The sequence below is a fragment of the Variovorax sp. SG517 genome, from assembly GCF_013376045.1.
Lineage (GTDB): Bacteria > Pseudomonadota > Gammaproteobacteria > Burkholderiales > Burkholderiaceae_C > Variovorax.
In genome coordinates, this window is record NZ_JABMJG010000001.1 from 21,835 (window position 1) to 42,301 (window position 20,467).

General features: G+C 68.9%; 18 protein-coding genes. 13 read left to right on the forward strand and 5 right to left on the reverse strand.

Annotated elements, in window-relative coordinates; translation table 11 throughout:
• The first annotated feature begins 11 nt into the window (after positions 1-11).
• The 3 genes from FHT32_RS00100 to FHT32_RS00110 are packed head-to-tail and all read left to right on the forward strand — an operon-like array spanning position 12 to position 3,765.
• Positions 12-1,451: an aldehyde dehydrogenase family protein gene (locus FHT32_RS00100; protein WP_176662651.1), complete on the forward strand. Its 1,440-nt coding sequence runs from the start codon at positions 12-14 to the stop codon at positions 1,449-1,451.
• A gap of 2 nt (positions 1,452-1,453) precedes the next feature.
• Entirely contained in the window at positions 1,454-2,971 is a 1,518-nt protein-coding gene (locus FHT32_RS00105; RefSeq protein ID WP_176662652.1) for an AMP-binding protein, read from the forward strand.
• Positions 2,968-3,765, forward strand: coding sequence for a sulfite exporter TauE/SafE family protein (locus FHT32_RS00110; RefSeq protein ID WP_176662653.1), 798 nt, complete (start codon positions 2,968-2,970; stop codon positions 3,763-3,765). Before FHT32_RS00105 ends, FHT32_RS00110 begins: the two co-directional genes overlap by 4 nt.
• A 13-nt stretch (positions 3,766-3,778) precedes the next feature.
• On the opposite strand, the gene FHT32_RS00115 is transcribed toward FHT32_RS00110, so the two are convergent.
• Both FHT32_RS00115 and FHT32_RS00120 read right to left on the reverse strand, forming a co-directional pair.
• The gene (locus FHT32_RS00115; protein WP_176662654.1) at positions 3,779-4,993 is read right to left on the reverse strand and encodes a DUF2252 domain-containing protein; all 1,215 of its coding nucleotides are present in this window, start codon (positions 4,991-4,993) and stop codon (positions 3,779-3,781) included.
• Between the two features lie 101 nt (positions 4,994-5,094).
• Positions 5,095-5,907, reverse strand: coding sequence for an IclR family transcriptional regulator (locus FHT32_RS00120; protein ID WP_176662655.1), 813 nt, complete (start codon positions 5,905-5,907; stop codon positions 5,095-5,097).
• A 316-nt stretch (positions 5,908-6,223) separates the two neighbouring features.
• Here FHT32_RS00120 and FHT32_RS35275 point away from each other — a divergent pair, with 316 nt between their 5' ends.
• The 3 genes from FHT32_RS35275 to FHT32_RS00135 all read left to right on the forward strand — a co-directional run bounded on the left by FHT32_RS35275 (position 6,224) and on the right by FHT32_RS00135 (position 11,018).
• Positions 6,224-7,861 (forward strand): methyl-accepting chemotaxis protein, encoded by a 1,638-nt coding sequence (locus FHT32_RS35275; protein WP_176662656.1) that lies wholly within the window; start codon positions 6,224-6,226, stop codon positions 7,859-7,861.
• A gap of 134 nt (positions 7,862-7,995) precedes the next feature.
• Positions 7,996-9,648 (forward strand): GMC family oxidoreductase, encoded by a 1,653-nt coding sequence (locus tag FHT32_RS00130; RefSeq protein ID WP_176662657.1) that lies wholly within the window; start codon positions 7,996-7,998, stop codon positions 9,646-9,648.
• Between the two features lie 62 nt (positions 9,649-9,710).
• Entirely contained in the window at positions 9,711-11,018 is a 1,308-nt protein-coding gene (locus FHT32_RS00135; RefSeq protein WP_176662658.1) for an MFS transporter, read from the forward strand.
• Positions 11,019-11,042: 24 nt separating this feature from the next.
• Here FHT32_RS00135 and FHT32_RS35325 read toward each other — a convergent pair whose 3' ends face one another.
• Positions 11,043-11,504 carry a helix-turn-helix transcriptional regulator gene (locus tag FHT32_RS35325; RefSeq protein WP_176662659.1) on the reverse strand — a complete coding sequence of 154 codons (462 nt, stop codon included), beginning with the start codon at positions 11,502-11,504 and terminating at the stop codon, positions 11,043-11,045.
• A 160-nt stretch (positions 11,505-11,664) separates the two neighbouring features.
• On the opposite strand from FHT32_RS35325, the gene FHT32_RS00145 reads away from it, so the two are divergent.
• From FHT32_RS00145 to FHT32_RS00170, 6 genes are all read left to right on the forward strand, one after another.
• The gene (locus FHT32_RS00145) at positions 11,665-12,726 is read left to right on the forward strand and encodes a class I SAM-dependent methyltransferase (protein ID WP_176662660.1); all 1,062 of its coding nucleotides are present in this window, start codon (positions 11,665-11,667) and stop codon (positions 12,724-12,726) included.
• Positions 12,727-12,745: 19 nt separating this feature from the next.
• Positions 12,746-12,967, forward strand: a complete 222-nt coding sequence (locus tag FHT32_RS00150; protein ID WP_176662661.1) for a DUF1059 domain-containing protein — start codon at positions 12,746-12,748, stop codon at positions 12,965-12,967.
• A 194-nt stretch (positions 12,968-13,161) separates the two neighbouring features.
• Positions 13,162-13,665, forward strand: a complete 504-nt coding sequence (locus FHT32_RS00155) for a (2Fe-2S)-binding protein (protein WP_176662662.1) — start codon at positions 13,162-13,164, stop codon at positions 13,663-13,665.
• Complete coding sequence (locus tag FHT32_RS00160) at positions 13,662-15,905, forward strand: molybdopterin cofactor-binding domain-containing protein (RefSeq protein WP_176662663.1); 2,244 nt, start codon at positions 13,662-13,664, stop codon at positions 15,903-15,905. Before FHT32_RS00155 ends, FHT32_RS00160 begins: the two co-directional genes overlap by 4 nt.
• A complete protein-coding gene (locus tag FHT32_RS00165) occupies positions 15,902-17,221 on the forward strand; it encodes a cytochrome c (protein ID WP_176662664.1) in 1,320 nt (439 codons plus the stop codon). Before FHT32_RS00160 ends, FHT32_RS00165 begins: the two co-directional genes overlap by 4 nt.
• A gap of 61 nt (positions 17,222-17,282) precedes the next feature.
• Positions 17,283-17,657, forward strand: a complete 375-nt coding sequence (locus FHT32_RS00170) for a hypothetical protein (protein WP_176662665.1) — start codon at positions 17,283-17,285, stop codon at positions 17,655-17,657.
• On the opposite strand, the gene FHT32_RS00175 is transcribed toward FHT32_RS00170, so the two are convergent.
• Both FHT32_RS00175 and FHT32_RS00180 read right to left on the reverse strand, forming a co-directional pair.
• Complete coding sequence (locus FHT32_RS00175) at positions 17,620-18,849, reverse strand: arabinose transporter (RefSeq protein WP_176662666.1); 1,230 nt, start codon at positions 18,847-18,849, stop codon at positions 17,620-17,622. The genes FHT32_RS00170 and FHT32_RS00175 overlap by 38 nt on opposite strands.
• Positions 18,850-19,016: 167 nt before the next feature.
• Positions 19,017-19,679 (reverse strand): O-methyltransferase, encoded by a 663-nt coding sequence (locus FHT32_RS00180; protein ID WP_176662667.1) that lies wholly within the window; start codon positions 19,677-19,679, stop codon positions 19,017-19,019.
• Positions 19,680-19,759: 80 nt separating this feature from the next.
• On the opposite strand from FHT32_RS00180, the gene FHT32_RS00185 reads away from it, so the two are divergent.
• Positions 19,760-20,443 carry a TetR family transcriptional regulator gene (locus FHT32_RS00185; protein ID WP_176662668.1) on the forward strand — a complete coding sequence of 228 codons (684 nt, stop codon included), beginning with the start codon at positions 19,760-19,762 and terminating at the stop codon, positions 20,441-20,443.
• Positions 20,444-20,467 lie beyond the last annotated feature (24 nt).

Sequence of the window (20,467 nt, forward strand, 5' to 3'; positions counted from 1 at the left end):
CACACGTACCCATGGAACATCCGAACACCCCCTCCTCCCCCATCGCCGAACTGGTGGCGCGCGCCCGCGCCGCGCAGCGCATCTACGAGACCTGGTCGCAGGCGCAGGTCGACACCGCCGTGGTCGCGGCGGGCTGGGCCATCATCGAGCCCGCGCGCAACCGCGAGCTGGCCGAGCTGGCCGTGGCAGACACCGGCGTGGGCAACGTCGAGGACAAGGTGCGCAAGAACCACCGCAAGACCTTCGGCCTGCTGCGCGACCTGCACGGCGCGCGCTCGGTGGGCGTGATCGCCGAAGACCCGGCGCGCGGCATTGTCGAGATCGCGCGGCCCGTGGGCGTGGTGTGCGCCATCACGCCCTCGACCAACCCGGGCGCCACGCCCGCTAACAAGATCATCAATGCGCTGAAGGGGCGCAACGCGGTCATCGTCGCGCCCTCGCCCAAGGGCTGGTCGACGGCGGCGCGGCTCATCGAATTCATCCACCAGCAGTTCGACCGCATCGGCGCGCCGCGCGACCTGGTGCAGCTGCTGCCCGCGCCGGTCAACAAGCAGTCGACCGCCGAGCTGATGCGGCTGTGCGACCTGGTGGTGGCCACGGGCTCGCAGGCCAACGTGCGCGCAGCCTATGCCAGCGGCACGCCGGCCTTCGGCGTGGGCGCGGGCAACGTGGCGGGCATCGTCGACGAGACGGTGGATGTCGAAGCCGCGGCCGACCGCATCGTGCGCTCCAAGACCTTCGACAACGCGACCAGCTGCTCGTCGGAGAACAGCCTCGTCGTCGTCGATGCGGTGCGCGCGAAGATGCTCTCCGCCCTGAAGGACCGTGGCGCCGTCATGCTCGCCGACGCGCAGAAGGCCACGCTGCAGAAGCTGATGTGGCCCGAGGGCAAGCTCTCTGCCGCCGTCATCGGGCAGTCGACACGCACCATCGCCGAGCGCGCGGCCGCGGTGGATGGCGCGAACCGCGCCGCCTGGCAGGCGATTGCCGAGGCCGACCCGCGCATCCTCATGGTGGCCGAGGACGGCGTGGGCCATGACCACCCCTTCTCCGGCGAGAAGCTGAGCCCGGTGCTCGCGGTGTATGCGGCGCGCGACTTCGACGAGGCTGCCGCCACCGTGGCGCGCATCTATTCGTATGAAGGCGCCGGCCACTCGGTGGGCCTGCACAGCGCAGTGCCCGAACGGGCGCTCACGCTGGGCCTCACGCTGCCGGTGTCGCGCGTGATCGTCGACCAGGCGCACTGCATCGCCACCGGCGGCAGCTTCGACAACGGGCTGCCGTTCTCGCTGTCGATGGGCTGCGGCACATGGGGCAGGAACAACTTCTCCGACAACATGAACTACCGCCACTACCTGAACATCACGCGCGTGTCGCGCCCGATTCCCGAGGTGGTGCCGAGCGAGGAAGACATCTTCGGCACCTTCTTCGCCAGCCACGGCGCGAACTGACGATGACGGCGGCCGCGACCACGGTGCATGCGCTGATCGAGCGCCAGGCACACGAGCAGCCGCACGCGGTGTACGCGCGCGCCACGGAATCGGAACGGCACATCACCTACGGCGAACTCGCGCGCGGATGCCGCCGAGTCTCGGCCGTGCTGCGCGGGCTCGGCATGCAGCCGGGCGACACGGTGTCCGTCGTCATGCCCAACGGCCTGCAGACACTGCGGCTGCTGCTGGGCGCGATGCACGGCGGCTTCCGCGTGAACCCGGTCAACCTGCTGTCGCAGCCGGAGCAGATGCACTACGTGCTCTCGCATTCCGACTGCCGCCTGGTCTGCGTCGCGCCCGAGTGGGAATCGCGCGTGCGCGCCATCGTCGAAGCCTTCGACCGGCCCGTGAAGCTGGTCGTGGTCGACCCCGAGGGCGATGGGCTGCCCGGCGAGGAAGAAGCCGCCGCCGACGTGCCGCCGCCCTCGCCAGACGCGGTCGCGCTGCTGATGTACACCTCGGGCACCACCGGCAACCCCAAGGGCGTGATGCTCACGCAGCGCAACCTGGCGGCGAATGCGCATGCCATCAGCGTCGAGCACCAGCTGCGCCCTTCCGACCGCGTGCTGGCGGTGCTGCCGCTCTATCACATCAACGCATTCACAGTGACCATGCTCGCGCCGCTGGCGCACGGCGGCAGCCTCGCGATGCCGCCGAAGTTCTCGGCCGGCCGCTTCTGGGAACAGGCCACGCAGACGCAATGCAGCTGGATCAACGTGGTGCCCACCATGATCTCGTACCTGCTCGAAGGCCCAAGGCCGCCGCTCGCGCAGACGCTGTCGATCCGCTTCTGCCGTTCGGCCTCGGCCGCATTGCCGCCGGAGCATCTGCGCGCGTTCGAGCAGATGTTCGGCATCGGCATCGTCGAGACCATGGGACTCACCGAGACGGCAGCGCCCTCATTCTCGAACCCGATGGACCCGGCCGCACGCAAGATCGGTTCGGTCGGCCGCGCCTCGGGCTGCATGGCCGGCGTCGTGGATGCGCAGCTCGCGGCCGTGCCCGACGGCACCACCGGCGAGCTCGTCATCCGCGGGCCCAACGTGATGCTGGGCTACTACAAGAACGAGGAAGCCACCCGCGCGAGCTTCACGCCCGACGGCTGGCTGCGCACCGGCGACCTGGGCCATCGCGACGAGGACGGCTTCTTCTTCGTCACCGGCCGCATCAAGGAGCTCATCATCAAGGGCGGCGAGAACATCGCGCCGCGCGAGATCGACGAGGCCCTGCTGAAGCATCCCGCCGTGCTCGAGGCCGTTTCCGTGGGCGTGCCCGACCGCCACTACGGCCAGGAGATCGGCGTGTGCATCGTGCTGCGCGAAGGCAGCGCCTGCACCGAGGAACAGCTGCGCGAGTTCGCCGCCACCGTGCTCGGCCGCTACAAGGCCCCGGGCCACTACCGCTTCGTGCAGGATCTACCGCGCGGCCCTTCGGGAAAGGTGCAGCGACTGAAGCTGATGCCGCTCTTCCAGGCATGACGGCTGCCGACCTGCTGGTGCCGCCGCTGGCGCCGACAACGCTCGCCTACAGCCTGTGCGTGGTGTTCGCGGCCGGCATCGTGCGCGGCTTCGCGGGCTTCGGCTTCTCCGCCATCACCGTCGCGGGCATGTCGCTGGTGATCTCGCCCGCGCTGGTGGTGCCCGCGATCTTCATGCTGGAAATCCTCGCCAGCCTGAGCCAGCTGCGCGGCATCGCGCGCGACGTCGACCTGCCATGGCTGGGCTGGCTGATGCTCGGCAACCTGATCTGCATTCCCATCGGCGTGGCGCTGCTCGCATGGCTGCCCGAGACGCCGCTGCGCCTTCTGATCGGCGTGCTGCTGATGGCCGCCGCCCTGTCGCTGCGCGGCGGCGCACATGTCGCACTGGAACCCACGCGTGGCCTGCGTCTTACGGCCGGTCTGGCCTCAGGCTTCATCAACGGCGTCGCGGCCATCGGCGGCATTGCGGTAGCGGTGCTGCTGAGCACCGCGAAGATGGCACCCGCTGCCCTGCGCGCCACGCTGATCGCGCTGCTGCTCTTCAGCGACGTGGTGTCGCTGATCAGCGCGGCGCTGATGCCCTCGTCGGCGCATGCCTCGGGCAACCTGCTGGGGCCGGACACGCTCAAGTGGGCGCTGTGGCTGGCGCCTGCGATGCTCGCCGGCATCTGGTGGGGGCAGCGCTCGTTCAAGGGCGTGTCGCCGGAGCAGTTCAGGCGGCTGGTGTTGAATCTGCTGATCGGGCTGGCGGCGATGAGCGTGGTGCGGTCGGTGGTCGGACTGGTCTGGTGATGACTGTCGGCAGTCAGGCCGCCGGCGCCATCAGCCCCGCGTCATACGCCTCGCAGTAGAGCCCCCAATCCTCCACCACCTGCGCCGCACACTCATGCGCCGCAGCCAACAAGTCCCCGCGCCACGACTTCGCCGAGCCGCCGAAGTCGATCAGCGCATCCGCGATGGCCGAACCCTGCCGGCCCGAGCTGCGCAGTTGCGCCCACGCCATGAGCTGGCCCATCTCGGCGATCACGCCGCGAATGTCGGCGAGGCGCGTGCGGTTCACGTCGAGCATCACGCGGTCTTCGCTGGGCTGTAGGCCGCGCAGCACATAAGAAGACTTGCGGCCGACGATGGGATGCAGGAAGGCCATCGACACGGCCTGCATGCGGCGCTGCAGGCCGACGACGCGGTGCGCCTCGGAAGGCCATTCGGGCTGCTTCGTCTTCTTCAGGTGCGGCACGAGCGAGGACGGCTGCGCCTGCTTCAGGTCGAGCAGGAAGTTGGCGTCGGGCGAGCCCTTGCCTTCGATCAGCACGATGTAACGCTCCACGCCGAGGCTGCCGGTGCCGGCGATGCGGCGGGCCACGTCGAGCACCTTGAAGAACCTGGGGTCGGGCTGCGAGGCGGCGAAGGTGTCGATGAGCCTGGTGACCCGCTCGCGCTGCGCCTCGGTGGCCTGCAGCGCGTGCTTGCCGTCGCAGCGGATGGAGCGCCTGCGGCCCTTGCGGTCGCTGCGCCGGTCGAGGAACGCAGGGCGAGTGCGCGCCTTGAGGGTGTCGAGCAGGTCCCTAACGAGACCGCCGGCGGTGTCGCGCTCGATCCAGCGGGCCTTGCCCGGCACGAGCGCGCCGGTATAGGCATCGAGGAAGGTTTTGCACAGGGCGTCCGCGTCGGCGGTGCTCTTGCACAGGCCCTCGCCCGCCACCAGGATGCTCGACAGGAAGCGCACCAGCTCCCACGTCACCGGCGCGAGCGCAGCTTCGTCGAAGTCGTTGAGGTCGAAGTAGACGAGCCGGTTGTCGCCCTTGTAGCTGCCGAAGTTCTCCAGGTGCGCGTCGCCGCACAGCCATGCCGCCGGTGCCTTGGAGAACAGCGTGCCGGCTGGCAGGCGGTCATAGAACAGGTGGCAGGTGCCGCGCAGGAAGACGAAGGGGCTGGAGCGCAGGTTGGCGTATTTCATCGCCAGCCTTTCAGGGTCGCGCCCGGCGTTGAAGCTGCGGATGGTCTTGGCGGCGTTGGGCATGCGTTGCGTTCTTTCTCCTGCGCTTGTCGCGAGCGGCGGATTCTGCGGCTGCGTACCCACTCGAAGCTGACGAAGCCCAAGACAGGCTTCGGCGCCGCCGCTCAGAGCAGCCCGGTCATCTTCTGCGCCGCCGCCTTCAGCGCGTCGATGCGCTGGAGGGCGTCGTCCATCGACATGCGCGCCGTCGGCGCATGCACCGCCAGCGCGGCACGCACCGCGCCGGCCGCGTCGCGCACCGGCACGGCCACCGCCACGAGGCCGGCGATGAACTCCTCGTTGTCGCGCGAATGGCCCTGCTTCGCGATCGCCTCGCACTCGGCGCGCAGCGCATCTGCGCTGGTGATGCTGTTGGGCGTCATGCGCTCCAGCGGCAGTCCGTCGATGAACGCATCGCGCGCCTTCGCCGGCATCAGCGCCAGGAAGAGCTTGCCGCTGGCCGTGCAGTGCAGCGGCACATGCGAGCCCACGTCGAGCGTCAGGCGCAGCGGCCACTGGGCTTCCACGCGGTCGAGGTACAGCACCTGGGCGCCGTCGAGCGTGGTGAGGTTGCAGGTCTCGCCCACCTCGCGCACCAGCGCCGACAGCACCTCGTGCCGCAGTCCGCGCACCACACCGTGGTTCAGCGTGTCGAAGGCCAGCCGGCGCAGCGCCGGGCCGACGGTGAAGGAGCGCTCGTCCACGTCGCGCGCGAGGAAACCGGTGGACAGCAGCTGGGTGCAGATACGGTGCGCCGTGCCCTTGGGCAGGCCGAGCTGCGCGGCCAGTTCGGCCAGCGTCAGGGCCCGGCCTTCATTGGCGAGCAGCGCCAGCAGGCGCAGGCTGCGCTCGGCCGAGGAACCGGAGGCGGAGGCCGAGGCGGATTCCGCCTCCTCCGGCGGAATCGCCGCGGCGGATGCGCGCGCAGAACGTGACATGCAGATAAACCTTATGGGTTGGCCTGGGAAACAGCCAGGCGGGGCGATTGTTCCACCGCCGGGCCTTCCGGGCATTCCGGAAACTCCGGACGCAGCTTGCGTTCGCCGACGCATGCAGCATTCAAAGCATCGATAAAAGCTCGCTTCGTAAACAAAAATCCGTCATTTGTTATCAAAATCAAAAAAAGAAGAAGCAAAGCTTAAGAATCAGCATTCATGGCCGAAAAGAAAGGCACGGAAATCAGCCGCCCCGGAACGCGGCGCTTCCGGCACTGCGCATTGCCCTTTTCTCTTCCTTCTCTGCGGAATCGGACCCATGAAGACTCTCTCGACCCGGAAACTGCTCGCCGGGACTTTCACCGTACTCGTGCTGCTGGTGCTGCTCGTGAGCCTGCTGGCCCAGCGTTCGCTGAGTGCGGCCGACCATCGATTCTCGGGATACATCGCCGGCATCGCACACCGGCAGGCGCTGGCCACCGGCATCAGCGTCGCGGCCAGCCAGCGGGCCATCGGCGTGCGCGACATGGTGCTTCTGGGCCATCGGTCCGATCGCGAATCGGCCAAGGCGATGGCGGTCGGCAGCAACGAACAGCTGGCATCGAGCCTGAAGCAGCTCAAGGAAGCGCTCGAAGCCGGGGAAGACATCACGGCGCGCGAGCGGGCCATCTTTGCCAGGATCGAAAAGATCGAGAAGGAGTACCTGCCCATCGCGCTGTCCATCGTCGAACTCGCGGACGCCGGAAAGCGCGAGGAGGCCATCGAGAAGATGAACGTCGAGTGCAGGCCGCTGCTGGTGCAACTTCTCGCCGCCTCGAAGGAATACACGGACCACAACGAAGAGATATCCCGCACGAGCGTCGAGGCGTCCGCGGCGGCGTACTCCAGGCAGCGGGTGCTGCTGCTCGCCCTGAGCATCTTTGCCGTGCTTGCCGCCGCAGCGCTGGGCATCTTCATTGCGCGCCGCCTTTTCGCGGCTCTTGGCGACGAGCCGGCCAAGCTCAGCGTGGCTGCCCACAAGGTGGCCCAGGGCGATCTGAGCGAAATCGACGGCGCGCACGAGGCCCCCGAGGGCAGCGTGCTGGCCTCCATGGCCGTCATGCAGCGCCAGCTGGTCGGCCTCATCGGCCAGGTCCGCTCCTCCGCCGACAGCATCGCCGCCGCGAGCGCCGAGATCGCCCATGGCAACAACGACCTTTCCCGCCGAACGGAGTCGCAGGCGTCTTCGCTCGAGGAAACCGCGGCCTCCATGGAAGAACTCAATTCCACCGTCAGGCGCAATGCCGACAACGCCACCGAAGCCAACAGGCTCGCCGACGGCGCGAGCAGCGTGGCCATGCGCGGCGGCGAAGTCGTGGTGCAGGTGGTGGAGACGATGAAGAGCATCAACGACAGCAGCAGGCGGATCGCCGACATCATCGGCGTGATCGACGGCATCGCCTTCCAGACCAACATCCTCGCGCTGAACGCGGCCGTCGAGGCCGCGCGCGCGGGCGAGCGGGGACGAGGCTTTGCCGTGGTCGCGTCCGAGGTGCGCAATCTCGCGAGCCGGTCGGCCGACGCCGCCAAGGAGATCAAGGCACTGATCAGCGCGAGCGTCGATCGTGTCGAGACCGGCTCGGCGCTGGTGGACCGCGCCGGAGTCACCATGTCGGAAGTCGTCGAATCCATCAGGCGGGTCGCGGACATCGTCGGCGAGATCAGCACGGCCAGCTCGGAGCAGAGCGTCGGCGTCGCGCAGGTCAGCGAGGCGGTGGTGCAGCTGGACCAGGCGACGCAACAGAACGCCGCGCTGGTCCAGGAAAGCGCGGCCGCGGCCGGAAGCATGAAGTTCCAGGCCGACCAGCTGGTGGAGGCTGTCTCGGTCTTCCGGATCAAGACCGGGCGTCCCGAATTCGCTGCTGTGGAGGGCGCCGCACTCGCCTTCCAGATCTCGGCGGAAGGCGCCACGGCCTAGGAACCGGGCACCGGCCAGGCCACCGGTCATTCGGGTAAACCTTAAAAACGGAACATTGCGTTCCGAAAATCAATGTCCTAGGATTGGTTCGAACGAGGCGCTCGCCTTCCAGAACTTCCCCCGGGATCCATTGCATGCCTGAAGAAGAGTTCGACTACATCGTCGTCGGCGCGGGCTCCGCCGGCTGCGTGCTCGCCGGCCGGCTCAGCGAAGACCCGGCCACGCGCGTGCTGCTGCTGGAAGCGGGGCCGGCGGACCGGTCGCTGTGGATCCACCTGCCCATCGGCTACGGCAAGACGATGTGGAGCCCCACCTACAACTGGCGCTTCGAGACCGCTCCCGACCCGAACATGAACGACCGGCGCATCTACTGGCCGCGCGGCAAGACGCTGGGCGGATCGAGCTCGATCAACGGCCTGATCTACATCCGCGGCCAGCGCGAGGACTACGACCACTGGGCCGCGCTGGGCAACGCCGGCTGGAGCTACGACGAGGTGCTGCCCTACTTCATCCGCTCCGAAGGCAACCAGCGCGGCGGCGACGCCTTCCATGGCGGCGAGGGGCCGCTGAAGGTTTCGGACATCGCCGCGAAGCACGAGCTGATCGAGGCCTTCATCGACGGCGCAGGGCAGACCGGCGTGCCGCGCACCGACGATTTCAACGGCGCCGCTCAGGAAGGCGCGGGCTACTACCAGCTCACCACTCACAAGGGCTGGCGCTGCAGCACGGCCAAGGCATACCTGACGCCGGCGGTGAAGCGGCGGCCCAACCTGCGCATCGAAACCGAGGCGCTGGCCGAGCGGCTGCTGTTCGACGGCAGGCGCGCTGCCGGCATCACCTACCGCCAGGGCGGCCAGCTGAAGACCGCGCGCTGCCGCGCGGAGGTGCTGCTGTCGGCGGGCTCGCTGCAGTCGCCGCAGCTGCTGCAGCTCTCGGGCATCGGGCCGCGCGCGCTGCTCGATCGCTTCGGCATTCCGGTGCTGCACGAGCTGCCCGGCGTCGGCGAGAACCTGCAGGACCACCTGCAGATTCGCCTGGGCTACGAATGCACCAAGCCCATCACCACCAACGACCAGCTCAACTCCTGGTTCGGACAGATGGGCATGGGCCTCGAATGGCTGCTGCACCGCACCGGCCCGCTGGCGGTGGGCATCAACCAGGGCGGCTGCTTCATGCGCGCGCTGAAGGATGCCGAGGGCCGGCCGGTGGCGGCCACGCCCGACATCCAGTTCCACGTCGCCACGCTCTCCGCCGACATGGCGGGCGGCAAGGTGCATCCGTACTCGGGCTTCACGATGTCGGTGTGCCAGCTGCGGCCCGAGTCGCGCGGCCACGTGCGCATCCGCTCGCTCGACGCGGCCGAGCCGCCCGAGATGCAGCCCAACTACCTTTCCACCGAACTCGACCGCGCGACCACCGTGGCCGGCGTCAAGGCCGCGCGCGCGATCGCCGACTCGCCCGCGATGCGCCCCTACGTGAAGCGCGAGGTGAAGCCCGGCCCCGGCGCGGTGAGCGACGCCGACCTGCTGGAGTTCTGCCGCAACAACGGCGCCACCATCTTCCACCCCACCGGCACCTGCCGCATGGGCGCGGACGCGCTCGCCGTGGTCGACGCGCGCCTGCGCGTGCATGGCGTGGCGGGGCTGCGCGTGATCGACTGCTCGGCGATGCCGACGCTGGTGTCGGGCAACACCAACGCACCCGCCGTGATGATGGCCGAGAAGGCCGTCGACATGATCAGAGAGGACAACCGCAAAGGCGCGAGAGCGGCAGCGGCCGCGCACTGAGTTCCCGTTTCGAACCCCACGGTCCGCAGAGACCGCCACGACAAACCTCATCGGAGACAGACATGAGTGCAAGCGACGAGAAAGCGATTCGCAGGGTGGTGGTTTCGGCCCTGGTGGGCGCCACCATCGAGTGGTACGACTTCTTCCTGTACGGCGTGGTGGCCGGCATCGTGTTCAACAAGCTCTACTTCCCCGGCAGCGACCCGGTGGTGTCGACCCTGCTGGCCTACACCACCTTCGCGGTGGGCTTCGTCACGCGGCCGCTGGGCGGCGTGATCTTCGGCCACTTCGGCGACAAGATCGGCCGCAAGAGCATGCTCGTCATCACGCTGATGATCATGGGCGTGGCCACCTTCCTCATCGGCCTCGTGCCCACCTACGCGCAGATCGGCATTGCGGCGCCGCTGCTGCTTTTGCTGCTGCGCGTGGCGCAGGGCATAGGCCTGGGCGGCGAATGGGGCGGCGCGGTGCTCATGGCGTACGAATACGCGCCGAAGGAGAAGCGCGGCTTCTACGCCTCGCTGCCGCAGATCGGGCTGGCCATAGGCCTGTGCATGGCCTCGGGCGTGGTGGCGCTGCTGTCGTGGCTGCTGACCGACGAGCAGTTCCTCTCCTGGGGCTGGCGCATCGCCTTCCTGATCTCGGGCGTAATGGTGATGGTGGGCATGTACATCCGCCTGCACGTGAAGGAAACGCCGGAGTTCGCGGCGGTGAAGGCCCGCAACGCCGAGCTGCGCATTCCCTTCATGGACATGCTGCGCCGCTACCCCGGCAACGTGCTCAAGGGCATGGGCGCGCGCTACATCGACGGGGTGTTCTTCAACATCTTCGGCGTGTTCTCCATCAACTACCTCACGAGCACCATCAAGATCAACCGCACCGAGGCGCTGCTGGGCGTGATGGCCGCGGCGGTGGTGATGTGCTTCGCCATTCCCTTCTTCGGGCGCATGTCCGACCGGCTGGGACGGCCGCGCGTGTACATGTGGGGTTCGCTCATCACGGCCGTGTCGGCGTTTCCGGGCTTCTGGCTGATGACGCACAGCGGAGGCAACGTGCTGCTGGTGTGGCTGTCGATCATCGTGCCCTTCGGCATCCTGTATGCGTCGGTGTACGGGCCCGAGGCCGCCCTCTTCTGCGACCTGTTCGACGCGAAGGTGCGCTACACCGGCATCAGCTTCGTCTACCAGTTCTCGGGCATCTTCGCCTCTGGCATCACGCCGATCATCGCGACCGCGCTGCTCAAGTCTGGCGGCGGCGAGCCATGGCAGATCTGCATGTACGTGCTGTTCGCGGGCGTGGTGTCGGCGGTGTGCGCGTGGATGATCGGGCGCAGCGCCTCGCCCGCGGATTCGCCTGTGGCCGTGGCTTAGCGCTGAGGGCCCTTCGGCTTCGCCTCAAGGCGCGCCGGTGCCCATGCCGAGCGCGCGCATCACGGCAGCGGTGCGTGTCTCCACGCCCAGCTTCACGTACACGTGCTCCAGGTGCTTGTGCACCGTGCGCGGGCTGATCTGGAGCAGGGCGGCGATCTCGGCGTCGGTCTTTCCGCAGGAGAGCCAGCGCATGACGTCGCCCTCGCGGGGCGTGAGGCCGGCAGGCGGTGAAACGGCGGGAGCCGGCGCGTCGGCACGGCAGGCCAGCCGGTACAGCAGCGCCACCGCCACCGCATGCTCCAGCCCCGCGCGGCGGTAGTGGTCGGCCTGCATCGAGGCGCGGCGGAACTCGCGCCTTCGCGGCGCCTTTTCCGGGATGCGGCGGATTGCATGCACGCCGCGGTGCCGCACGGGCGATTGTCCGGATTCGAGTTGCTCCAGCAGGCGAAGTGCGCTTGCGCAATCGCCGCGCGTGAGATGCGTCATGGCGTGCCCCTTGTCTCGCTTTCTTCTTCGTGCCGCATACGCATTGCTGCGTATGGCGCCTGCATGCATCGGGACGGACGATGGCCGATGTCCCTCTGCCGCGAACCCAGTATAGGCAGGCCGGGGGCGCGCGAGCCGTCCGCCGGCGAAGGGGAAACACATGGCTATCGACGAAACAAGGCTTAACGCGTTCATGGGTAACTTCGTCCATGACATCGGCGCCGTGATGCACGCCGCAACCATCGTCGTGGGCGACCAGCTCGGCCTGTACAAGGAGATGGCGAAGGGCCCCGGCACCGTGGAAGAGCTGGCCAAACGCACCGAGACCGATCCGCGCTACCTGCGCGAATGGCTTTCGGCCCAGGCCGCGAGCGGCTATGTCGAGTACGACCCGAAGGGGGAGCGCTTCTCGCTCACCGAAGAACAGGCCTTCGCGCTCGCCGAGGAAGGCAGCCCGGCCTTCGTGCCCGGCGCCTTCCAGATCGCGGTGGCGCAGTTCAAGGCCGTGCCGAAGATGGTCCAGGCCATGCGCACGGGCCTGGGCATCGGCTGGCACGAGCACGACCCCGCCCTCTTCCACGGCACCGAGCGCTTCTTCAGGCCGGGCTATGCGGCCAACCTGGTGAGCCAGTGGATCCCGGCGCTCGAAGGCGTTCCGGCCGCTCTCGAACGCGGCGCGCGCGTGGCCGACGTGGGCTGCGGGCATGGCGCGTCCACGCTGCTGATGGCGCAGGCCTATCCCGAGTCGAGCTTCGTCGGCTTCGACTACCACGCGCCGTCGATCGAACGTGCGCGCGAGACGGCGCGCAAGGCCGGCATCGACGATCCGAAGCGGCTGAGCTTCGAGGTTGCGAGCGCGAAGGACTTTCCGGGCAAGGACTACGACCTGGTGGCCTTCTTCGACTGCCTGCACGACATGGGCGACCCGGTGGGCGCGGCGGCGCACGTGTGCGCCAGCCTCAAGCCGCAGGGCACATGGATGCTGGTGGAGCCCTTCGCCAACGACCGGCTGGAGGACAACATGAATCCCGTGGGGCGGGTGTTCTATTCGGCGTCGAACTTCATCTGCACGCCGGCCTCGCGCTCGCAGGAAGTGGGCCTGTGCCTCGGTGCGCAGGCCGGCGAGGCGCGCCTTCGCGACGTGGCCTCCAAGGGCGGCTTCGCGCACTTCCGCCGGGCCAGCGAAACGCCCTTCAACCTCATATTCGAAGCACGTCCCTGAGGACATCCAAGGAGCCGCCATGCCACGCCAATACATCGACTGCCGCGAGTACCCGAGCACGACGAACTGCAGCGTCGCGCTGAGCGCCGACAGCGAGAGCGAACTGCTCGATGCCGCGGTGCAGCACGCCGTGACCGTCCACGGCCACACCGACACGCCGGAGCTGCGCAAGCAGCTCGCCGGCCTGTTCAAGACAGGCACGCCCCCGCTGCAGGCACCGGCACAGAAGGTGCCTGCCTGACGCCCCCGGCAGAACGACGACCGCCGCTGCATGTGCGGCGGTGAATACCTTCGATTGAACGCCGGCGTGCGCCGCCGCAGGAAAACCGCGCACGCCGCTCGAACGCGCCCCTGCCCGCCAAGCGCGCTTTGCGAAGTCGCGCTATGGTTCGCTGCCACCCACGGCGAACCACACGAAGAAAGAAGGCGGGGCCCATGATCGACATCAACATCAACGGCAAGTCCGTTGCCCTCGACGCGCCCGACGACATGCCCCTGCTCTGGGCATTGCGCGACATCGTCGGACTCACCGGCACCAAGTTCGGCTGCGGCATCGCCCAGTGCGGCGCCTGCACCGTGCACCTCGACGGCCAGCCCGTTCGATCGTGCGTGCTGCCGGTGGGCTCCATCGGCAAGAAGGCCGTCACCACCATCGAAGCCATTGCGCAGACGCCCGCGGGCAAGAGCATCCAGAAAGCCTGGCTCGACGTCGACGTGGTGCAGTGCGGCTACTGCCAGTCGGGCCAGATCATGTCGGCCGCCGCGCTGATACAGCGCACGCCCAACCCGAGCGACGCCGACATCGACCTGGCCATGTCGGGCAACGTCTGCCGCTGCTGTACCTACTCGCGCATCCGCGCGGCCATCAAGCAGGCCGCCACGGGCAAGGCCGAGGTGCTGCAGTCGGTGGCGGTGATGCCGGCAAGGAGCGCATCGTGAGCGCCGCGGCGGGCACCGTCAGCCGCCGCGCGGCCCTGCAGGCAGGCGGCCTCGCGCTGGCCTTCACCTGGATCGGCGGCGGCAAGGCCTTCGCCGCGATCAGCCCCAGGCAGCAGCCGGGCGACGCGGCCGCCGCGCTCGCCGACGGCAACCCGGCCTTCGCGCCCAACGCCTTCATCCGCATCGATGCCGACGGCGGCGTGCGCCTCGTGATGCCGATGGCCGAGATGGGCCAGGCGATCTACACCGGCTCGGCGATGCTGCTGGCCGAGGAACTCGGCGTCGAGCTCGACCAGGTGCGCGTGGAACATTCGCCGGCGAACGAGGCGCTCTACGGCATGCCGCTGCTCGGCGGCCAGATCACCGGCGGTTCGACCAGCACGCGCGGCACCTTCGGCGTGCTGCGCGAGGCCGGCGCCGTGGCGCGCACGCTGCTGGTGAGTGCCGCCGCCGCGCAGTGGAAGGTCGAACCCGAAAGCTGCACGGTGGCACGCGGCGTGGTGAGCCACGCGGCTTCGGGCCGGCAGCTCGGTTTCGGCGCGCTCGCAAGTGCCGCCGCGAAACTGCCGATGCCGGCCAAGGTGGCGCTGAAGGAGCCGAAGGACTTCAGGCTCATCGGCCAGCCGCTGCGGCGCGTCGACTCGTCGGGCAAGGTCGACGGCAGCGTGCAGTTCGGCATCGACGTGCGCGTGCCGGGCATGAAGGTAGCGACGGTCAAGGCGAGCCCCACGCTGGGCGGCGTGCTGGCCTCGGTGGACGACAAGGCGGCACGGGCGATTCCCGGCGTGATCGACGTGCTGCGCGTCAAGGATGCGGTGGCCGTGGTGGGCGAGCATTTCTGGGCCGCGAAGCGCGGCCTCGAGGCGCTGAAGCTGCAGTGGACGCCGGGGCGCAACGCCACGCTCACCACGCAGCAATTGCGCGACGATCTGGCAAATGCACTGGCCAAGGACAAGGCCATCGTCGGCAAGGAAACCGGCAAGCGGCCCGACGGCACGCTGGTGCAGTCCACCTACGACCTGCCGATGCTGGCCCACGCGACCATGGAGCCGCTCAACACCACGGTGCACGTGCGGCCCGACGGCTGCGACATCTGGGTGGGCACGCAGGTGCCGGCGCGCTGCGTGAGCGTGGCCGCGAAGATCACCGGCCTGGCCGAAGACAAGGTGGTGCTGCACAACCAGTACCTGGGCGGCGGCTTCGGCCGGCGGCTGGAGACCGACTCGGTCGAGCAGGCCGTGGCCTTCGCGAAACAGGTGCCCTATCCGCTCAAGGTGGTGTGGACGCGCGAGGAAGACATCCGCCACGACATCGTGCGCCCCATGTACCACGACGAGATCTCGGCCGTGGTGGACGGCGAAGGCCGCATCCGGTGGTTCGGCGACCGCATCTCGGGCGGCACGGTGCTGGGCCGCTGGGCGCCCGCGTTCATGGGCAAGGACGGCATGGACAGCGACCTGATCGAATGCGTGGCCGAGCCCTGCTACGACCTGCCGAACCTCAAGGTCGAGTGGGTGCGGCACGACATGCCGCCGGGCCTGAACGTCGGCTGGTGGCGCGGCGTGGGCCCCACGCACAACCTCTTCGTGATGGAGAGCTTCATCGACGAGCTGGCGCACCGCGCCAAGAAGGACCCGGTGGCCTACCGCCGCGCGATGCTGCAGAAGAACCCGCGCACGCTCGCGGTGCTCGACCTCGCGGCCAGCAAGGCCGGCTGGGGCCAGGGCACGCTGCCGACGCGCGTGGGGCGCGGCGTGGCGGTGGGCGATGCCTTCGGCAGCCGCGTGTGCGCCATCGTCGAGGCAGAGGTTTCGCCGCAGGGCGAGGTGCGCATGCGGCGCGCGGTGGTCGCGCTCGACTGCGGCATCGCGGTGAACACCGGCTCCATCGAGGCGCAGATACAGGGCGGGCTGCTCTTCGGGCTGAGCGCCGCGCTCTACAGCGAGATCACGCTGCGCGACGGCGCCATCGAGCAAAGCAACTTCCACGACTACCGCACGCTGCGCATCAACGAGTCGCCGCCGATCGAGCTGCACATGGTGAAGAGCGCCGAGGCGCCCGGCGGGCTCGGCGAAGTCGGCACCGCCATCGCCGCGCCGGCGCTGGCCAACGCGATCTTCGCCGCCACCGGCGTGCGCCTGCGCTCGCTGCCGGTGAACCGCGCGCTGCTGGCGCAGGACAAGGAGGCGATGAAGAAGAAGATCGCCGAAGCTCCGCTCGATGAAGGGAGGTCGGCATGAAGCGCTTTCTCAAGGTGCTGGTGGCACTGTTCGTCATCGGCGCGGCGTTCTATTTCTTCCTGAATCGCACCGACGGCTCCGCGGGCGAAGCGCCCGTGCTGGCCGGTGCGCCGGTCGACGCGGCGCTGCTCGTGCGTGGCGAGTACCTCACCAAGGCCGCCGACTGCATCGCATGCCACACGGTGCCCGGCGGCAAGGGCCAGCCCTTCGCGGGGGGCCTGCCCTTCGTGCTGCCTTTCGGCACGATCTATTCGTCGAACATCACGGCCGACCCCGAGACCGGCATCGGCAAATGGAGCGACGACCAGTTCGTGCGCGCGCTGCACGACGGCGTGCGTGCCGACGGCAAGCGCCTGTACCCGGCCTTCCCGTACACCTCGTACACCGCGCTGAGCCGCGCCGACGTGCTCGCGATCAAGGCCTACATCTTCAGCCTGCCCAAGGTGAACCAGCCGAACCGGGAGGCCGACCTCGGCTTCCCGTTCAACCAGCGCTGGGCCATGGGCTTCTGGAACGCGGCCTTCTTCAAGAGCGCCCGCTTCGAGGCCGACGCGTCGAAGCCGCTCGCGTGGAACCAGGGCAAGTACCTCGCCACCGCGCTGGGCCACTGCGCCGAATGCCACACGCCGCGCAACTTCGCCTTCGCGATGGAAAAGGGCAACGAGCTCGCGGGCGAGACGGTGCAGGGCTGGCGCGCCTACAACATCACCTCGGACGCGAAGAACGGCATCGGCGCGTGGAGCGATGCCGAGATCGCCTCGTACCTGACGACCGGCCACGCCGCGGGCCGCGGCTCTGCTTCGGGCCCGATGGGCGAGGCGGTCGAGCACAGCCTGCAGTACCTGAAGCCGGAAGACGCCTCGGCGCTCGTGAGCTACCTGCGCACGGTGCCCGCGAAGGCCGGCAAGAACCAGATCGAGATCGACGCGAAGCCCCCGTGGGCCCTGGCCGCGGGCGCGGCTGCACCGGCAGCCAACACCGCCGAGGGCCACGAGCAGGGCCTGCGGCTCTTCGCCGCCGCCTGCGCGAGCTGCCACCAGTGGAACGGACAGGGCCAGCAGACCGCCAACGCGTCGCTGCTGGGAACGCGCGGCGTGAACGACCCCGACGGCTCCAACGTGACGCAGATGATCCTGCAGGGCGTGCGCATGCACGTGCACGACCGGGAGATCTACATGCCGGCCTTCGGCAAGGCCTACACCGACACCGAGGTCGCTGCGCTGGCCAACTACGTCATCGCGCAGTTCGGCAACAAGCAGGCAACGGTGACGCCGGAGTTCGTGGCGAAGCAGCGCGCGCTCGGTCCCAACCCCTGACCCGCCGCCGGAGGCCGGTGGCCGGCTGGTCACCGGGTATCGCCGCATCTACACTGCGGCCATGAAAAGAACAGGGGAAGCACAGCGTGGCCTGCAGCCGGTGGTGGAGCTGCGCAAGGAAGCCGCGTCGTATGCCTACTCCGTTCGCGCGCCCCGCTCCAGGGGCGTGATACCTCCCAGCTCGTACCGCAACGGCGGCTTCGTCACGCTGGCCGAATGCCTCGGCGACGTGGCGCGTGCGATGGGCGGCGACTTCGCGCGCATCTACGTGCGGCTCGACGGCTTGTGCGTTGGCGAGCGCGACATCATGGAGTTGCGCCAGGAGCCGGAGAAGGTGGCGGCCGAACTGAAGGCGGAGCTCGAGGTCGAGCTGATGAAGGCCAAGGCAGCCTGCGCGATCAGGACCGAGAGCGTGTCTGAGCCCGGCGAAGGCTGATCGCGATCACCAGCCCCGCGGCCGCCGCGCCCGCGCCGGCCAGGAACACGCCGCCATAGCCAGCCCTGTCGGCGAGGAATCCGGCCAGCGGGCCCGTCAGTCCGTAGGCGACATCCTGGAAGGCGGAGAACCCGCCCAGCGCCGTGCCGCGCAGATGCGGCTGCACAAGGTGCACCACCTCGCGCCCCATCGACGGAAAGATCATCGAGCAGCCGAGCCCCGTGAGGAAGGCACCGACAAGGGCGACGAGCGGATCCGAAGCACTCCAGATCAGCACCTGCCCCACGGTCTCCACGGCCAGCGAGCCGATGGCCACGGGCAGTCCGCCCACGCGGTCCGGCAGATGCCCGAAGAGCACGCGCACCAGCACGAAGCCGCCGCCGAAGGCAGTGAGCCCCAGCCCGGCGAAGCGCCAGTGCTGGTCGAGGAAATGCAGCGTGAAGAAAGCGCCGATGGCCGCGAAGCCGATGCCCTGCAGGCAGACGATGCTCCCGTGCGGCCACACCTGGCCGATCACGCGCCAGAACGGCGGACGCTCGGCGCCGGGATGCGCGGGCACGCCGGCCATGCGCCAGATCGCCAGCATGCCGAGGCAGGGCAGGACCAGGCCCACGCCCATCACGCCGGCGTAGCCGAAGCGCTGCTGCAGTGCGAGGCCGATCGGCCCGCCCACCGCGAGCGCGCCGTAGATCGCGGCGCCGACCAACGCCAGCACCTTGCCCGAGCGCGCCGGGCCGACGAGCCCGATGCCCCAGCCGATGATGCCGACACCGACCAGGCTTTCGCCGAGACCGACCAGCAACCGGCCCGCGAGCAGGACGAGGTAGGCCGTCCACGGTGACTGCGCCAGCAGGCCCGCCGCCAGCGAGCCCAGCGCCCCGCTCACGTAGAAGACCAGCCCGCGCATCACCGCGGACCTGGCCCCGGCGCGGTCGGACTGCGTGCCGGCGTAGGCCCGGCTCAGCACGGTGGCGAGAAAGGCGATGCCGACGCCGAGCCCCGCCCAGACGTTGCCCAGCCCGAGCTGCCCGGTCACGAAGATCGGAACGACGGGCAGGGACATGCCCACGCAGAGATATGAAATGAAGAGGATGGCCGCGAGCAGCAGCAGGCGGCCCTGCGCGGGATCGCGCGTCGATGCCGGGGATGATGAGTTCGTCGACCGTGTCGACTGTGTCGATTGAGGAGTCATGGTGTCGTCCAGGTTTTCTGTGTCCCTGCCGATCGGAGCGCGCACGCGAACGCACTCCGACCGGCGAGGGTCGTGGAGTGCGTTGATTGACGTCAGACGCTTACGGCCAGTGCGACTGGCACCGCGGACGCCGTGGCGTCCGCGTGGGGTTCAATGCGTCGGCCGGTTCAGCCGAGCCGCATGGACAGTTCGACGTCGTCGCCGAACGGAACGGACATGTAGCCCGAAGCCGGCGAGCGCACGTGGGCCAGGTACTCGGGGCTGTGGTCGGCGTTGTCGGCGACGATGAATGCGCCCGGTCGCAGGCGGCTCTCGACCAGCGCGAGGATCTCCGGATAGAGCGCCTTCGCGCCGTCGAGCAGCAGCAGGTCGATCGAGTCGGGCAGTTCGGCTGCGAGCGTCTGCAGCGCGTCGCCTTCGCGGATCTCGACCAGGTCGGCAAGGCCGCCGGCCTCGAGGTTGCGGCGGGCACGCGCCACCTTGGAGGGTTCGAACTCGGTGGTGACGAGGCGGCCGCCGCCGTTGTCGCGCAGGGCCGCGGCGAGGTGCAGCGTCGAGATGCCGAAAGATGTGCCGAACTCGACGATGTTCCGCGCGCCGCCGCGCGCCAGCATGTAGAGCAGCGCGCCGGTCTCGCGCGAGACGGGCAGCGGAACGTCCTTGAGCCGCGCGTAGAGATCGAGGTAGCCGCTCTTGCTGCGCATCAGCTGCGCGCGCTCTTCGTCGGAGAAGCCGGCGATCGCGGCGCTCATCGCGGGCGATGCCTCGGCGGCCTCATGGAACAGGCGCTCCAGCAGGGGCGCCAGCGGTGTGGTGTTGAGTGTGGTCACAGGGTCTTCGTGTTGGATTGAGGTGCGCTCATAATATGAAGGAACATTCACATTTCCTATTCGCGTTGCGAACCCAGCCCATGACAGAACGAAAAGGCGCGCCGCTCTCCTCTAGAAGAAAGCCCAAGCAGGCTCGCTCCAACGAACTCGTCGCCGCGATCCTCGAGGCAGCCCTTCAGGTTCTGGAGAAAGAAGGCGCCCGGCGCTTCACCACCACGCGCGTGGCCGAGAGGGCCGGCGTGAGCGTGGGGTCGGTGTACCAGTACTTCCCGAACAAGGCATCGATCCTCTTCCGGCTGCAGAGCGACGAGTGGAAGCAGACGAGCGGCATGCTCTGCGGCATCCTCGAAGACGCGCAGCGCCCCCCGCTGGAGCGGCTGCGCATGCTGGTGCATGCCTTCGTCCGCTCGGAGTGCGAGGAAGCCGGGATGCGCGTGGCGCTCAGCGACGCCGCCCCGCTCTACCGCGATGCGCCCGAGGCGCATGAGACGCGAGCCGCCGGCGACCGAATCATGCAGGCCTTCATGCGCGAGGCCCTGCCCGATGCCGACGAAGCCGTGCGCGCGCTGGCCAGCGAGCTGATCACGACCACGTTCAGCGCGGTGGGAAAGCAGTTCTCGGAAAGCCCGCGGACCGACGCGGAGATCACCGCCTATTCGGACGCCATGGCCGACATGTTCTGCGCCTACCTCCGAAGCCTCGGACACGGGCAGGCGCGCGAGCAGGAAATGAGGAAGCGCCCTCGCCGCCCGGCACGCGGCTGACTTGTTTCCGGCCCGATCCCCGAT